14 protein-coding genes are annotated in these 15644 nt (G+C 67.1%); 10 read left to right on the plus strand and 4 right to left on the minus strand.

What is annotated here, in order from left to right:
• Positions 1-22: 22 nt before the first annotated feature.
• From FQ137_RS09510 to nucS, 8 genes are all read left to right on the plus strand, one after another.
• On the plus strand, positions 23-595 hold the full coding sequence (locus FQ137_RS09510; RefSeq protein WP_149292162.1) for a F0F1 ATP synthase subunit B: 573 nt from the start codon (positions 23-25) through the stop codon (positions 593-595).
• 15 nt (positions 596-610) lie between these two features.
• Positions 611-1429: a F0F1 ATP synthase subunit delta gene (locus FQ137_RS09515; RefSeq protein WP_149292163.1), complete on the plus strand. Its 819-nt coding sequence runs from the start codon at positions 611-613 to the stop codon at positions 1427-1429.
• A 106-nt stretch (positions 1430-1535) separates the two neighbouring features.
• Positions 1536-3176 (plus strand): F0F1 ATP synthase subunit alpha, encoded by a 1641-nt coding sequence (gene atpA / locus FQ137_RS09520; protein ID WP_149292164.1) that lies wholly within the window; start codon positions 1536-1538, stop codon positions 3174-3176.
• A 54-nt stretch (positions 3177-3230) separates the two neighbouring features.
• Positions 3231-4217: a F0F1 ATP synthase subunit gamma gene (locus FQ137_RS09525; RefSeq protein WP_149292165.1), complete on the plus strand. Its 987-nt coding sequence runs from the start codon at positions 3231-3233 to the stop codon at positions 4215-4217.
• Positions 4218-4220: 3 nt separating this feature from the next.
• On the plus strand, positions 4221-5669 hold the full coding sequence (gene atpD, locus FQ137_RS09530) for a F0F1 ATP synthase subunit beta (protein WP_149292166.1): 1449 nt from the start codon (positions 4221-4223) through the stop codon (positions 5667-5669).
• Between the two features lie 9 nt (positions 5670-5678).
• Positions 5679-6050, plus strand: a complete 372-nt coding sequence (locus FQ137_RS09535; protein WP_149292167.1) for a F0F1 ATP synthase subunit epsilon — start codon at positions 5679-5681, stop codon at positions 6048-6050.
• Between the two features lie 56 nt (positions 6051-6106).
• Entirely contained in the window at positions 6107-6556 is a 450-nt protein-coding gene (locus FQ137_RS09540) for a DUF2550 family protein (RefSeq protein ID WP_149292168.1), read from the plus strand.
• A 47-nt stretch (positions 6557-6603) separates the two neighbouring features.
• Positions 6604-7284, plus strand: a complete 681-nt coding sequence (gene nucS, locus FQ137_RS09545) for an endonuclease NucS (protein WP_149292169.1) — start codon at positions 6604-6606, stop codon at positions 7282-7284.
• 295 nt (positions 7285-7579) lie between these two features.
• On the opposite strand, the gene FQ137_RS09555 is transcribed toward nucS, so the two are convergent.
• Together FQ137_RS09555 and mce are read right to left on the minus strand one after the other, a co-directional pair.
• Complete coding sequence (locus FQ137_RS09555; protein WP_149292171.1) at positions 7580-8458, minus strand: hypothetical protein; 879 nt, start codon at positions 8456-8458, stop codon at positions 7580-7582.
• Positions 8459-8492: 34 nt separating this feature from the next.
• Positions 8493-8963, minus strand: coding sequence for a methylmalonyl-CoA epimerase (gene mce / locus FQ137_RS09560; RefSeq protein WP_149292172.1), 471 nt, complete (start codon positions 8961-8963; stop codon positions 8493-8495).
• Between the two features lie 76 nt (positions 8964-9039).
• Between mce and FQ137_RS09565 the strand changes: the two genes are divergently transcribed.
• On the plus strand, positions 9040-10239 hold the full coding sequence (locus FQ137_RS09565) for an acetyl-CoA C-acetyltransferase (RefSeq protein WP_149292173.1): 1200 nt from the start codon (positions 9040-9042) through the stop codon (positions 10237-10239).
• A gap of 35 nt (positions 10240-10274) precedes the next feature.
• On the plus strand, positions 10275-11219 hold the full coding sequence (locus FQ137_RS09570; RefSeq protein WP_149292174.1) for a tetratricopeptide repeat protein: 945 nt from the start codon (positions 10275-10277) through the stop codon (positions 11217-11219).
• Between the two features lie 45 nt (positions 11220-11264).
• Here the strand turns inward: FQ137_RS09570 and glgB are convergent, their stop codons facing one another.
• Positions 11265-13586 (minus strand): 1,4-alpha-glucan branching protein GlgB, encoded by a 2322-nt coding sequence (gene glgB, locus FQ137_RS09575; RefSeq protein WP_149292175.1) that lies wholly within the window; start codon positions 13584-13586, stop codon positions 11265-11267.
• 11 nt (positions 13587-13597) lie between these two features.
• The gene (locus tag FQ137_RS09580) at positions 13598-15616 is read right to left on the minus strand and encodes a maltotransferase domain-containing protein (protein ID WP_149292176.1); all 2019 of its coding nucleotides are present in this window, start codon (positions 15614-15616) and stop codon (positions 13598-13600) included.
• Positions 15617-15644: the final 28 nt, after the last annotated feature.

A 15644-nucleotide genomic window follows, 5' to 3' on the forward strand; every position in this document is an offset into this window, starting at 1 on the left:
ACCGACCTCTTAGGGACGCACCATGAACAACGTCATCGCCTTCTTGGCGGCCGAGGGGGAGTCACTCCCCTTGGAGGACAGCCCCAACCCGCTCATTCCTCCGCTGTATGACATCGTCTGGTCGCTCATCCCGCTCGCCGTCATCCTGTGGCTGTTCTGGAAGTTCATCCTTCCGAAGTTCCAGCAGGTTCTCGATGAGCGAGAGGAGCGAATCGAGGGTGGTCTGCGACGTGCCGAGCAGACCCAGGCCGAGGCGAAGGAAGAGCTCGCCAAGTACAAGGCGCAGCTCGCCGAGGCGCGCAGCGAAGCGGCCAAGATCCGCGACGACGCGCGAGCCCAGGGCCAGCAGATCCTCGCGGACATGAAGGCCGAGGCCCAGTCGGAGAGCGACCGGATCGTCGCTGCGGGCAGCCAGCAACTGGCGGCCCAGCGTCAGCAGATCATCACCGAGCTCCGCAGTGATCTCGGTCGGCAGTCCGTCGACCTGGCCGAGCGGCTCATGGGTGAGCAGCTGTCGGATTCGGTCCGCCGTTCCGGCACCATCGACCGCTTTCTGGCAGACCTCGACCGGGTCCCCGGCGCGGGCAAGAACTAAAGGGAAGTGGAGTCCATGCACGCAGCGAGTCGCGACGCGCTCGACCAGACCCGTGACGACCTGAAGTCTGCGCTGGCCGCCAACCCGGCTGGTGGCGCCACCGGCGCCAAGGTGGGCCAGGAACTCTTTCAGATCGTCGACGTCCTCGAGGACAACCGGTCACTCCGGGTCGCCGTGGCCGATACGTCGGCCTCGGTGGAAGCCCGGCAGGATCTGGTCCGCGGGGTATTCGGGTGGAAGGTCGATCAGGCCACGCTCGACCTGCTACTCGCTGCGGTGGGCCGGGATTGGTCGAATCCGCGCGAGCTGCGGCAGGGACTGATCCTGCTCGGCCGTGAGGCGCTCCTGCGCTCGGCTGAGGAGCAGGGTCAACTCCAGACAGTCGAGGACGAACTGTTTCGGCTTGGCCGCATCATCGCAGGTAACCCGGAGTTCGAGCAGGCCTTGGCCGACCGGAACTCCGAGTCCAGCGCCAAGCGCGGACTGCTCGCCCAGGTGCTCTACGGCAAGGTCACCGCGGTGACCGAGGCCCTGGCGTCGCAGACCATCGGCCGGCCTGCCGGTATGCCGGCGGACGACATCATGGAGATCTCCCGCCAGGCTGCGGAACTTCGCGGTCGCGCTGTAGCCGTGGTGACGAGCGCAGAGACGCTCTCCGAACAGCAGGCCCGCGAGCTGCGTGACCGACTCGCGTCGATCTACGGTCGCGAGATCGCCATCCACAACGACGTCGATCCCGGCCTTCTCGGCGGGGTCGTGGTCCGAGTGGGCGACGAGGTCATCGACGGCAGCGTGGCGGGACGGTTGGACGCGATGCGTCGCACCCTCCGCTGACCGGTCCCACCGGTCGTACGATGAGCTGCGACTCGGCCGTGTTCCAGCGGTAGTGGCTCACTCACACACCTATAAAGCACATCCCGACTTTGAGAGCAGGAATGACATGGCGGAGTTGACGATCTCCTCCGATGAGATCCGCAGCGCGATTGCGAACTACACCTCAACTGTTTCGACCGACGCGACCAAGGAAGAAGTCGGCCACGTCGTCGACACCAGTGACGGTATCGCGCACGTCAGTGGCCTTCCTTCGGCGATGGCGAACGAGTTGCTGGAGTTCCCGGGCGGCATCCTCGGCGTGGCACTGAACCTTGAGGACCGGGAGATCGGCGCCGTTATCCTCGGAAACTTCGAGGAGATCGCGCAAGGCCAGGAAGTCCGCCGCACAGGCGACGTTCTCTCTGTGCCCGTCGGTGACGGCTTCCTCGGCCGCGTCGTCAACCCGCTCGGCCAGCCGATCGACGGTCTCGGCGACATCGAGCCCGAGGGGACCCGCGCTCTCGAGTTGCAGGCGCCCTCCGTCCTCGAACGCCAGCCCGTCGAGGAGCCGATGCAGACCGGCATCAAGGCGATCGACGCGATGACGCCGATCGGCCGCGGTCAGCGTCAGTTGATCATCGGTGACCGCAAGACGGGCAAGACCGCCGTCTGCATTGACGCCATCCTCAACCAGAAGGCCAACTGGGAGTCGGGTGACAAGACCAAGCAACTGCGGTGCATCTACGTCGCCATCGGACAGAAGGGCTCCACGATCGCGGGTGTCAAGGCCACCCTCGAGGAGCACGGCGCGATGGAATACACCACCATCGTCGCGGCGCCTGCCTCCGATTCCGCCGGCTTCAAGTGGCTCGCGCCGTTCACCGGTTCGGCCATCGGCCAGCACTGGATGTACCAAGGGAACCACGTGCTGGTGGTCTTCGACGACCTGTCAAAGCAGGCCGACGCGTACCGTGCGATCTCCCTCCTGCTGCGTCGTCCGCCGGGCCGCGAGGCCTACCCGGGTGACGTCTTCTACCTGCACTCCCGGCTGCTCGAGCGGTGCGCCAAGCTCTCTGACGAAATGGGCGGTGGTTCATTGACCGGACTGCCGATCATCGAGACCAAGGCGAACGACGTCTCCGCGTTTATCCCCACCAACGTCATCTCCATTACCGACGGACAGGTCTTCCTCGAGTCCGACCTGTTCAACCGTGGTGTGCGTCCCGCCGTCAACGTCGGTATCTCGGTCTCCCGAGTCGGCGGCGCCGCCCAGACCAAGGGTATGAAAAAGGTCTCCGGTTCGCTGCGTCTGGACCTTGCCGCCTACCGCGACCTCGAGTCGTTCGCGACCTTCGCCTCGGACCTGGACGCCGCGTCGAAGGCCCAGCTCGAGCGCGGGCAGCGCCTGGTCGAGATCCTCAAGCAGGACCAGAACTCGCCGGTCGCCGTGGAGGACCAGATCGTCTCGATCTACCTCGCGGGTGAGGGCTACTACGACACCGTCCCGGTGGAGGACGTCCGCCGCTTCGAGAATGAGCTCCTCGAGCACCTGCACCACGCCGCGTCGGACGTGTTCTCGCAGATCGCCGGGGGTGGCGCGCTCTCGGACGAATCAAAGTCCACCCTCGAGACCAAGACCAACGAGTTCAAGGAGGGCTTCGTGACCTCCGATGGCTCCAGCGTGGTCAACGAGCCCGCGCCCGAGCCGCTCTCCGAGGACGAGATCGATCGGGAGACACTCACGGTCACCAAGAAGAAGAAGGCCTGAGGCCTGCGATGACAGCCATCCGACACTCGGGCGAGAGGAGCGTGATCTGAGACCATGGCGAATTTGCGTGAATTGCGCGACCGCATCAAGTCCGTCAACTCGACCAAGAAGATCACCAAGGCCCAGGAGCTCATCGCGACGTCGCAGATCTCCAAAGCACAGGCGCGGGTCGCGGCGGCCAAACCCTTCGCGGACCAGATCACCGCGATTCTGACCGACCTGGCTAGCGCGTCGTCGATCCAGCACCGCATGCTCAACGAGCCCGAGGACGCCAAGCGTTCCGCGGTGCTTGTCGTGACCTCCGACCGCGGTATGGCCGGCGGGTACAACCACAACGTCCTCAAGGAAGCCGCGGAACTTATCGCTTTCCTCGAGGGTGAGGGCCGTGAGGTCGACATCTACGTCCTGGGCAACAAGGGCATCGTGTACTACACGTTCCGTGAGATCGCCCTCGCCGGTTCTTGGCATGGGCACTCCCAGAAGCCCGACTACCAGGAGGCCCGTCCGGCGTTCCATTTGCTGTCGACCGCATTCGCTGTCGGCGGGGAGGGGACGTTCGACGCTGCCGAATTCCTCGGTGAGAACTACGAGGGCGACACCACACGTCACGGCGTGGATGAGGTGCACATCGTCTACACCCAGTTCGTGTCCATGCTGACCCAGACACCGAGGGCACGCCGTCTGGCACCGATCGAGACCCAGGTCGAGATCGAAGAGCTGGACCTTGGCGAGGACATGCTCGACACCTCGAAGACGGATTTCAAGCCCGAGGTCACATTCGAGCCCGACGCGGATACCCTGCTCGACAACCTCCTCCCGAGGTACATGTCGACTCGGGCGTTCGCTGCGCTGCTCGAATCGGCGGCATCGGAATCGGCGGCGCGTCGTACGGCCATGAAGTCCGCGACGGACAACGCGACCGAATTGGTAGAGGGCCTTAGCCGTGAGGCGAATCAGGCCCGCCAGGCACAGATCACCCAGGAAATCAGCGAGATCGTCGGCGGCGCCGGTGCGCTCGCCGCGAGCGCAGGAAGTGACTAGACAATGACCACAGCTGTAACCGATCAGAGCACGACGGGCACGGCCGGTCTTACCGGCCGGGTCTCCCGTGTCCTGGGCGCGGTCGTCGACGTGGAGTTCCCGCGCGGCGCCCTCCCGGCCCTCTACAACGCCCTTACCGCCGAGATCGCTCTCGCGGCCGTCGCGAAGACGGTGACCTTCGAGGTAGCCCAGCACCTGGGCGACAACATGGTGCGCTGCATCTCGATGCAGTCCACCGACGGACTCGTCCGGGGTACCGAGGTCGTCGACTCCGGTAAGCCGATCTCGGTTCCGGTCGGCGACGTCGTGAAGGGCCACGTTTTCAACGCCCTCGGCGACTGCCTCGACGCTCCCGGCACGGGCCGGGACGGGGAGCAGTGGGGCATCCACCGCGAGCCGCCCGCCTTCGACCAGCTCGAGGGCAAAACGGAGATCCTCGAGACCGGTGTGAAGGTCATCGACCTTCTGACCCCGTACGTCAAGGGCGGCAAGATCGGTCTCTTCGGCGGTGCCGGTGTCGGCAAGACTGTCCTCATCCAGGAGATGATCACCCGTATCGCGCGCGAGTTCTCCGGGACCTCGGTGTTCGCCGGCGTCGGTGAGCGCACCCGTGAGGGCACGGACCTCTTCCTCGAGATGGAGGAGATGGGCGTCCTCCAAGACACCGCGCTGGTGTTCGGCCAGATGGACGAGCCGCCGGGGACGCGTATGCGCGTCGCACTGTCGGCCCTGACGATGGCCGAATACTTCCGCGACGTACAGGGCCAGGACGTCCTGCTGTTCATCGACAACATCTTCCGCTTCACTCAGGCCGGTTCCGAGGTCTCGACGCTTCTTGGTCGGATGCCATCCGCCGTGGGTTACCAGCCGACCCTTGCGGACGAGATGGGTCAGCTCCAGGAGCGGATCACCTCGACCCGCGGTCGCTCGATCACCTCGCTGCAGGCGATCTACGTGCCCGCGGACGACTACACCGACCCCGCACCGGCGACCACGTTCGCTCACCTCGACGCCACGACGGAGCTTTCGCGTTCCATCGCGTCGAAGGGCATCTACCCGGCCGTCGACCCGCTCACGTCCACCTCGCGGATCCTCGAGCCCGGCATCGTCGGCGAGGAGCACTACCGCGTTGCGCAAGAAGTCATCCGGATCCTCCAGAAGTACAAGGAGCTCCAGGACATCATCGCGATCCTCGGTATGGACGAGCTGTCCGAGGAGGACAAGGTCACCGTCCAGCGGGCCCGTCGTCTCGAGCGCTTCCTTGGTCAGAACTTCCTCGTCGCCGAGAAGTTCACCGGCCAGGTCGGTTCTGTCGTGCCGCTGTCCGAGACCATCGAGGCCTTCGACAAGCTGTGCAAGGGCGAGCTGGACCACCTGCCCGAGCAGGCGTTCAACGGTATCGGCGGTCTGGACGACGTCGAGCAGGCCGCTAAGAAGCTCGCGGGGAAGTGACCGTAGACAATGGCTGACATCGAAGTCGAGTTCGTCACGGTCGAACAACGATTCTGGTCGGGTACCGCGTCGATGGTGGTCGCCAAGACCACCGAGGGCGAGATCGGTATCCAGGCCGGTCACGAACCGCTGCTCGGAGAACTGGACACCGGTGGAACCGTGACCGTCTACACCGACGAGGGCAAGAAGGTTGCCGCAGTCCGGGGTGGCTTTATCTCGGTAACGGCGAAAAAGGTGAGTATCCTGGGCGAAGCTGCGGAATGGTCGGATGTCATCGACCGCGCCGCAGCCGAACGCGCGCTGTCTGAGGCCGGCGACGACGTCCGTGCTGCGGCCACCGCACGCGGCCGCCTCCGGGCTATCGAGAAGGCCGGCGCCTAGCACGACCACGGTCCGCGCGTCATCCACGCCGCGGCCGCCGGAAGGGGTTGAGCAGATTGACGGCTCCCATCGGGATCATTCTCGGTGTCGTCATCGTGCTTGTCCTCGTTCCGGTGGCCGCGGCCGTGGTGTATCGGCTGGTTTTTGTCCGTCGGAATTCCACCTCCGTTCTCCTTCGCAGAGGGGGCGAGAGCACGTGGGACTACGGCGCCGTCCGCTACTCGGAGACCGAGGTGGCCTTCTATCGGCTACTGAGCGTGAAGTTCGGTGCGGACCTGCGCTTGGACCGACGCGGACTGATCCTGGGCCCAAGGCGGCAGCCGACGGGCGCGGAACTCGACGTCGCCGAGGAGGGGGAGGTGATCGTGACGTTTCGTGGGCACGATCGCCGTAACCGGCCGGTCGAAGGAGAACTCTGCGTCGCACCCGCCAAACTCACCGGGATGCTCGCCTGGGTGGAGGCCTGCTCAACCGAGCAGATCCGCCCCCGGCGCCCCCACCGCTGACTCCCGGGACACCGTGCCGGGCCAGCGCCCTATCCAGGAGGAACCCGTTGCGTCTCGTCGTTGCCACGTGCCAGGTGGACTACGTGGGCCGCCTCACGGCGCACCTGCCGATGGCCCCGCGGCTGTTGCTGGTCAAGGCTGATGGCTCGGTCAGCGTCCACGCTGATGACCGGGCCTACAAGCCACTGAACTGGATGACCCCGCCCTGTTCGCTGACCGAGCAGGATCATCCGGAGAACCCGGGCCAGCGGCTCTGGGTCGTGGAGAACAAGGCGGGCGAGCAGCTCCGGATCACCGTCGCCGAGGTCCACCACGACAGCCACCACGAGCTGGGAGTCGACCCGGGCCTGGTGAAGGACGGCGTCGAGGCTCACCTGCAGGAGCTACTCGCTGAACACATCGAGACACTCGGCCAGGGCTACAGCCTCGTCCGGCGGGAGTACATGACCGCGATCGGCCCGGTCGACATCCTGGGGCGTGACGCGGAGGGTACGACCGTCGCGGTCGAGATCAAACGCCGCGGAGAGATCGACGGCGTCGAGCAATTGACCCGATACCTGGAACTGTTGAACCGAGATCCCCTACTCGCGCCGGTCAGCGGAATCTTCGCCGCACAGATCATCAAACCCCAGGCGCGCACCCTCGCCGAGGACCGGGGTATCCGCTGCGTGACGCTGGACTATGACTCGTTGCGCGGTATCGAATCCACCGATCTCCGACTTTTCTGACGGCGGTTCCCGATGCCCAGACGACACCGACGAGGGGAGCAGAGAAGCCCGCTGCCGCGGCGCGACGGGCTCGGGGGATCGACGCTTGAATCGGGGCCCGCCGGCGACTCCGACTCTTACCACGTAAGGAGGATCCCCGCCGCCAGGGCGAACAGGGATTACCGGTGTCCGGGGTGCGACCACCCCGTGATGGCAGGAACCGCGCATGTCGTCGCGTGGCCAGATCGGCCACGCGGCGAGGAGGAGCGCCGTCACTGGCACGCCGGATGCTGGTCCGGTCGTAGACGCCGCGGTCTCACCCGTCGGTGGAGCTGAGATCCGGTTCCTCCGGCAGGTCGAAGCTCTCGTCCTCGTGACGCCCCGGGAGTGGTTCGAGCCTCGCCCGCGTGGCAGCGAGATCGTCGAGCACACGCTCGCGTAGCGCCCGCAATTCGGTTACGTGCGTCCGAGCCCTAAAAATCAGGCGATCCGCGCGGACGCGGGCGTCGTCCACTATCTGACGTGCGCTCTCCGCTGCCTCCCGGCGGGTGGACTCCGCTGCGGTCAAAGACGCCTCGCGCCGCTCGGCCTCCTCCTGTAGCGCCGCGTTCCGGCGCAGATTCGAGGCGAGCCGGTGGTCTTCGTCGATCTGGCTGCGTCGGCGCTCGGCTTGACTGTCCAAACTCTCGGCCGCGCGTTCGGCTGCGAGGACGATCTCCCGTGCCCGGGCGCGGGCGGCGGACAGCACGGACTCGCGTTCGGAGCGGATCGCTTCGGCACGACTGCGAACCCCGCTCAACTCCGTCGCAGCGGACTCCCGTAACCGCCATGCCTCCTCCTCCGCCTCGGCGCGGATCCGGTCGGCGGCGGCATGCGCGGAATCGCGGATGGACTCGGCTTCGGCAGTAGCCAGCGCGAGCATCGTCGACAGCCTGTCGGACATCTGTTCGCTGGTGACGGGCGCTCGACCGAGGTCGGCGACCCTGGTCTCAAGCTCGGCCACCCGCGAGCGTTCCCGGTCTGCTTCCGCAGTGGCCCGCTCGGCCCGCTCGACGGCGGCGTCCCTGTCTGCCCGCAGCAGCCCCGTCTCCGTCTCGAGACGCGTGAGGGCGTCCATCACCTGCTCACGGTCGAATCCCCTGCGCACCACCGCGAACGGTTCGGCGGCGTTGGATGAGATGTGCATGCTCGACATGTCCTCACCCTAGCGGCGTACGCCGGACGCGCGACTAGGCCTGAGCGTCGGAGGGTTCGACCAACTCTAGGAGTACGCCGCCCGCGTCCTTGGGATGGACGAAGTTGATTCGAGAGTTCGCGGTGCCCGTCTTGGGAGCCGGGTAGAGAACCCTGACGCCCCGGCCGGTGAGGTGAGCGACGATCGCATCGATGTCGGTGACGCGGACGGCCATCTGCTGGATGCCAGGGCCGTTGCGGTCGATGAACTTAGCGATGGTGGAGGACTCGTCGAGGGGCGCGAGAACCTGGAGGAGAGCGCTACCCTCCGGGCGGCCGGGGGAGCCGAGCATGGCCTCGCGGACGCCCTGTTCCTCATTGACCTCCTCGTGGAGGTTCTCCATTCCCAGGTTGTCCCGGTACCACGCGATCGCGGCGTCGAAGTCAGGGACCGCGACTCCGACGTGGTCGATCGCCACGACGAGTTCGGAGGGCAGAAGGGGCTGGCCGGCTGGGGTAGTGGTCATGCCTACCACGCTAGTCGGTCCGCTCGCGCGGTAGTTTGGCGAGTACTGTCTTATCCCCTCCATTGGAAGGTGTCTCATGACCGCCGACCCCACCCGTACCGTCATCGTCTCCGGTGCCCGCACCCCCTTCGGCCGCCTGCAGGGCGGGTTGTCCTCACTGACCGCTCCGGAGCTGGGCGGCATCGCGATCCGTGGAGCCCTCGAACGGGGAGGGGTGTCCCCGGAGGCTGTCGACCAGGTGATCATGGGGCAGGTGCTCGCGGCCGGGAACGGCCAGATGCCCGCCCGTCAGGCTTCGCTGGCCGGCGGGATCCCGGCGCGCGTCGACGCGCTGAGCATCAACAAGATGTGCCTGTCCGGGATGACCGCGATCGCATTGGCGGATCAGGCTATCCGCTCCGGGTACTCCGAGGTCGTCGTCGCCGGCGGTCAGGAGTCGATGTCCCAGGCTCCCCACCTGTTGCCCAAGAGCCGTGCCGGGTATAAGTACGGCTCGATCGAGGTCCTTGACCACATGGCGTACGACGGCCTCCACGATGTTCCGACCGACCAGCCGATGGGTGCGCTCACCGAGGCGCGCAACGTTGAACTGGAGATCACCCGTGAGCACCAGGACGAGTTCGCGGCAACCTCGCACCAGCGGGCGGCGGCCGCCGCCGCAGAGGGGCGTTTTGCCGACGAGATCGTGCCCGTGACGGTCAAGGGCCGCAAGGGCGACACCGTCGTGGAGAACGACGAGGGCGTGCGCGCCGACTCGACCCCCGAGTCAATGGCGAAGCTGAAGCCGGCGTTCGCCAAGAACGGGACCATCACCGCCGGATCCTCGTCCCAGATCTCCGACGGCGCATCCGCCGTCATCGTCACCTCCGCCGCGCGCGCCGAGGCAGAGGGCTGGCCGGTGCTCGCTGAGATCGTCGCGTACGGCACTGTCGCCGGCCCGGATTCGACGCTGCAGCACCAGCCCGCCGATGCGGTGCTGGACGCATGCAAGCGGGCGGGCGTCGAGGTTTCCGACATCGACCTGTTCGAGTTCAACGAGGCATTCGCCTCGGTCGGGCTGCATTCGACCCGCATGCTCGGCCTGAGCCCGGACAAGGTCAACGTCAACGGTGGCGCGATCTCGATCGGACACCCGATCGGGGTGTCCGGCACCCGAGTCGTTCTGACCCTGGCCCTCGAGCTCGCGCGCCGTGGCGGAGGACTCGGAGCGGCCGCACTCTGTGGTGGTGGCGGTCAGGGCGACGCCATGATCATCCGGGTGCCCGCAGCCGGCTGACACCCCGGCTCGCCTGTCGTGGCAGGATCGGAGTCGTGACAAGACCAGGTAACCGACCCCCGTCCGCCGCCGAGCAGAAACTCGCCGCGTCGCTCGCAGGCGCCGTCGATCTGTCCGGTCTGAAGAACCGTGCAGAGACCCGCCGGGGCGCGACCGACACCGGTCGCGCCCCGGGGCAGGGTGGCCCACCGCCCGGCGGCAGCCCGGCGGTCCTGGTGGAGGTGGACGAGGCCTCCTTCGAGCAGGAGGTCCTGGTGCGGTCTGGCCAGGTTCCGGTGCTCCTCGAGCTGACCTCGAAGCGGGCTCCGACCGCGTTGACGAGCCTGCTGGATGCGTTGGCCATGGAGGCCGGTGGGCAGTGGGTCCATGCGACGGTGGACGTGGACGCCTCCCCGGGCATCGCGCAGGCGCTCCAAGCGCGCGCGGTACCGACCGTCTATGCCGTTGCGGCGGGCCGCCCGCTCGCCGACTTCGAGGGTGAGCAGCCGGAGGAGGCGCTCCGTCAGTGGATCGCAGCAGTGCTCCGGGCGACTGAGGGAAAGCTGAGCGGCCCCGAACCGGAGGCTGGCGACGCAGACCCGGAGGAGCCATCTGACCTCGAGCGCGACGCAGCCGAGGACGCGCTCGCCGAGGGTGATCTGGCGTCCGCCGAAGAGCGTTTCACCGCGCTCGTGGAATCCCGACCTGGAGAGCACTCCTTGGTGGAGGCACTGCGCTACGTCGAAGCCGCCCGCCGCGTGTCGGAGGCGACCGATCTTGGCGACGGGTCCGTCCCCGAGGCGTTGCGGGCGGCCGACGGCGCCCTCGTGGGCGGGGAACACGAAGCCGCGTACATGACTCTCATTGACGCGGTCCGGGCCCACAGCGGCGATGACCGCGCTACCCTCCGGGCTCGGCTTCTCGAGCTGCTCGAGGCGCTACCAGTGGACGACCCGCGGGTCCTGGCCGCCCGCCGGGATCTCGCGAGCGCGCTGTACTGAGTCATTCCGGCGCCCACGAGAGGCGCCCGATGCCTCAGTGTTCCGTCAACGCGTCTCCACCGTCTGGTCCGCGTCCGTCTGCCGGAACCAGACGGTGGCGCGGGGGCCGACCGTGATCGCCGCCGAGTAGGGCCGCCCGTGGTGGGGGACCGGCTCAGCGTGCAGGCCGCCGAGGTTGCCCATACCCGACCCCTCGTACACCTCGGCGTCGGTGTTGAGGATCTCTTCCCAGTAACCGTCCCCGGGGAGCCCGATCCGGTAGTCGCCGAGGGCGGCACCGGAGAAGTTCACCACGCACGCCACGGTGTTTCCGGCGTGGTCCGTTCGGAGGAACGACAGCGTGTTGTGGGCGGCGTCGTTGGCATCGATCCACGAAAAGCCGGACGGATCGTCATCGAGCGACCACAGGCCTGGATTGTCGGCGTATCGCGCGTTGAGGTCCCGCACGCAGGCGAGAATGCCGCGGTGGTACTCGCCCTCCCAGCCTTCGAGATTTTCCCATGTGACGCCCTTGTCGGCGTCCCACTCGGTGGTCTGCCCAAACTCCATTCCCTGGAAGAGAAGTTTCTTTCCGGGGTGCGCCCACATGTAGGCGTACAGGCTGCGTATGCCGGCTGCCCGGTCCCACGAGGAGCCAGGCATACGTTCCCACATCGAGCCCTTGCCGTGGACCACCTCGTCGTGGCTCAGTGGCAGGACGAAACGCTCGCTCCACGCGTACATCATCGAGAAAGTGATCTCGCCGTGGTGGAACCCGCGGTAGATCGGATCGAGGCCCACGTAGCGCAGCGTGTCGTTCATCCAGCCCATGTTCCACTTCATGGAAAAGCCGAGGCCACCGGTGTAGGTGGGCGCGGTGACACCGCCCCATGACGTGGACTCCTCGGCCACTGTGAGGAATCCGGGGTGCTCGCGACGCACGGTCGCGTTGACCTCCTGGAGGAACGAGATGGCCTCGAGGTTCTCTCGCCCGCCGTGAATGTTGGGGGTCCACTGGCCCTCCTCGCGGGAGTAGTCCAGGTAGAGCATCGAGGCCACGGCGTCCACGCGGAGGCCGTCGACGTGGAACTCCTCGGCCCAGTACAGGGCATTGGCGACGAGGAAGTTGCGAACCTCGTGACGGCCGAAGTCGAAGACATACGTGCCCCAGTCGGGCTGCTCCCCCCGGCGGGGGTCGGCGTGCTCGTAGAGCGGGGTGCCGTCGAAGCGGCCGAGGGACCACTCGTCCTTGGGGAAGTGCGCGGGTACCCAGTCCACCAGGACGGCGATGCCGCGCGAGTGCAGGTGATCGATCACATAGCGCAGGTCGTCCGGGGAGCCGAATCGGCTGGTCGGAGCGAAATAGGAGGAGACCTGGTAACCCCAGGAGCCGCCGAAGGGATGCTCGGCGACGGGCATCAACTCCACATGCGTGAATCCGGTCTCGGTGATGTAGTCGGCGAGCTGGTGTGCGAACTCGCGGTAGTCGAGTCCTGGCCGCCAGGAACCGACGTGGACCTCGAGGACTGTCATCGGGGAGCGCGAGTGGTCCCGGGTCGCGCGGGCGGCGATCCACTCGTCGTCGTTCCACTCGTAGCCGGAAGTAAACACCTTGGACCCGGTAGCGGGGGGCACCTCGGTGGCCACCGCCATCGGGTCCGCGTGGTCGATGGTCCGGCCGTCGGCGCCTCGGACGCAGTACTTGTACACGGAACCGTCGCCGACGCCGGGGACGAACAGTTCCCAGACCCCGGATGAACCGATCGAGCGCATGGGCAGCGCGATGGGGTTCCATCCACAGAAATCGCCGACGACGCTCATTCCGCGGGCGTTGGGCGCCCATACCGCGAAGGAGGTGCCCGTCACCGGGCCGCCGGGGGTGTCGTAGGTGCGCACGTGGGCGCCGAGCACGTCCCACAGGCGTTCGTGGCGGCCCTCGCCGATGAGGTGTAGGTCAACCTCGCCGAGGGTGGGTAGGAAGCGGTAGCCGTCCGCGACGGTGCGGGTATGACCGTCGGGGTAGCGGACGAGGTAGCGGTAGTCCGGCACGTCCGCCTCGGGTACCGCGGCGTGGAAAAGTCCGTCACCGAGGGGGCTCATCGGTACGGTGCGTTCCCCGAACATGATCTCGACGCCCACTGCGCCCGGCTGGACGGTTCGCACGACGGATCCGTCACCGTCGCGGTGCGCACCGTAGACGGAGTGCGGGTCGTGGTGGGTCCCCGACCTGAGCTGGCCGAGTACGTCGTGGGGGATCGGCGTGGGTTCCGACTGGTCGGGTTCCGGGTCCGAAGTGGGGGCCGGTATCGATGACGACGGCGACGACGACGAGGTTTGCTCCGGCCGGGGCCGGTCTGTTGAGCGGTCCTTCTTCTTGTGCTTTGCCATGGCCGTTCGCCTCATTCCACGGTGTGCGTGCGGTAGGACAGTTCGACCCTACGTGCTTCGTCGCACGGCGGGATGGCGATGATGTGGGCGACGGCGGTCCACGGCTCGAGCCGGACGTAGTTGCTCGACCCCCAGTGGAACTCCGATCCCGACACCTCGTCGCGCACGCTGAATCGGGCGTCGTCGTCGTAGCCGAGGGCCGCCATGTCGAGACGGAGGGTGCCCTCCTGGACGCCGAGGGAGTCCAGGGAGACCACCGTGAGGACGCAGTCTCCGCTAGCCGGGTCGATTTTCGAATAGGCGATGATCTGGTCGTTGTCCACGTCGTGGAACTGCAGGGTGCGCAGTTGTTGCAGCGCGGGGTGCTCGCGGCGGATCCGGTTGAGGGTGCGGAGCCAGGGAGCAAGCGACTGGCCGGCGGCCTCCGCGGCGGCGAAGTCGCGGGGGCGGAGCTCATACTTCTCCGAGTCGAGGTACTCCTCACTGCCGTCGGCGACGGGCTGCCACTCGTAGAGTTCGAAGCCGGAGTACACGCCCCATGAGGGGGAGAGCGTCGCGGCGAGGACCGCCCGGATCGCGAACATCGCGGGCCCGCCACGTTGGAGCGACTCGTGAAGAATATCCGGGGTGTTGGTGAACATGTTGGGTCGAGCCTCGTCGACGTGGGCCAGCAGTTGCTCGCAGAATTCCACCAGCTCGGCCTTCGTGGTTTTCCACGTGAAGTAGGTGTACGACTGCGAGAAGCCCCGCTTGGCCAAGCCGAACAGTCGGGCCGGTCGGGTGAAGGCCTCGGCGAGGAACAACACGTCCGGTTCGGTCCGCTTGACCTCGCTGATGAGGCGGTTCCAGAAGTCGGCCGGCTTGGTGTGCGGATTGTCCACCCGGAAGATCCGCACCCCGAGCGACGTCCACAGTCGGACGACGCGCAGCACCTCGGCGTAGATGCCCTCTGGGTCGTTGTCGAAGTTGACCGGGTAGATGTCCTGGTACTTCTTGGGCGGGTTCTCGGCGTAGGCGATGTGTCCGTCGGGCAGCACGGTGAACCACTCGGGGTGCTCGGCGGCCCACGGATGGTCGGGAGCGCACTGCAGCGCGAGATCCAGCGCGACCTCGACGCCGCGCGTGTTCGCGTAAGCCACCAGGTCGTGGAAATCTTCGACGGTGCCGAGGTCGGGGTGAACCGCGTCGTGTCCGCCCTCGGCCGATCCGATCGCCCACGGGGAGCCGACATCGCCGGGTTCGGGGGTGAGCGTGTTGTTCCGGCCCTTGCGGTTGATTTTGCCGATGGGGTGGATCGGGGGGAGGTACACCACGTCGAACCCGAGGTCCGCCGCGTGGTCGACATAGGAGCGGGAGGTCTCGAACGTGCCGTGGACGGGGCGGCCGTCCTCCCCCCATCCACCCGTGGAACGAGGGAAGAACTCGTACCAGGAACTGAACTGCGCCTCGCGTCGGTCCACCCACACGCGGTGTGTCTGGCCGACGGTCACCATTTCGCGCACGGGGTCGGCTGCCAGCGCTGCGGCGACCTCGTCCGACAGCGCCGGGGAGGTCCGGACGGTCGCGTCGCCGGAGCCGCGCAACGCGGCGGCGGCTGCGGTCAGCAGTTCGGCTCTGTCGACGGCGCCGGCGACGGCCGCCCGGGCGACCGCGGCGTCGAACACTCTGGCGCCCAGCTCGAACTCGTTGCCCAGCTCACCTGAGTCCTGGCCTGCAGCCATCTTCTTGACTATCCCGCTCCGCCAGGTCGCGAAGGGGTCGGACCACGCCTCCACTCGGAACGACCACATTCCGGACACGTCGGTGGGGAGCAGCGCGTGGAAGGTATCCGGCTCGATGCCGGGCACCATCGTCGCCCGGGAGGAGGCGCCGCCGGGCCGGCGGACCACCAGGCTCACGGACAGGGCGTCGTGGCCCTCGCGCCACACGATCGCGGAGACGGGCAGGATTTCCCCGACAACGGACTTGGACGGGAACCTCCCGCAGGAGACGAGGGGGCGGACCTCATCGATGGCCAGACGGTCGTTCACGTCGGTGCTCCTCTCGGCGGGTGGACAC

Source organism: Dietzia sp. ANT_WB102 (genome assembly GCF_008369165.1).
In the GTDB taxonomy this organism is placed as follows: domain Bacteria; phylum Actinomycetota; class Actinomycetes; order Mycobacteriales; family Mycobacteriaceae; genus Dietzia.

Coding starts and splice junctions, on each gene's coding strand:
- atpA (WP_149292164.1), top strand. CDS start 1,536: ATGGCGGAGTTGACGATCTCCTCCGATGAGATCCGCAGCGCGATTGCG.
- FQ137_RS09565 (WP_149292173.1), top strand. CDS start 9,040: ATGACCGCCGACCCCACCCGTACCGTCATCGTCTCCGGTGCCCGCACC.
- atpD (WP_149292166.1), top strand. CDS start 4,221: ATGACCACAGCTGTAACCGATCAGAGCACGACGGGCACGGCCGGTCTT.
- glgB (WP_149292175.1), bottom strand. CDS start 13,586: ATGGCAAAGCACAAGAAGAAGGACCGCTCAACAGACCGGCCCCGGCCG.
- FQ137_RS09515 (WP_149292163.1), top strand. CDS start 611: ATGCACGCAGCGAGTCGCGACGCGCTCGACCAGACCCGTGACGACCTG.
- FQ137_RS09555 (WP_149292171.1), bottom strand. CDS start 8,458: ATGTCGAGCATGCACATCTCATCCAACGCCGCCGAACCGTTCGCGGTG.
- FQ137_RS09525 (WP_149292165.1), top strand. CDS start 3,231: ATGGCGAATTTGCGTGAATTGCGCGACCGCATCAAGTCCGTCAACTCG.
- mce (WP_149292172.1), bottom strand. CDS start 8,963: ATGACCACTACCCCAGCCGGCCAGCCCCTTCTGCCCTCCGAACTCGTC.
- FQ137_RS09535 (WP_149292167.1), top strand. CDS start 5,679: ATGGCTGACATCGAAGTCGAGTTCGTCACGGTCGAACAACGATTCTGG.
- FQ137_RS09510 (WP_149292162.1), top strand. CDS start 23: ATGAACAACGTCATCGCCTTCTTGGCGGCCGAGGGGGAGTCACTCCCC.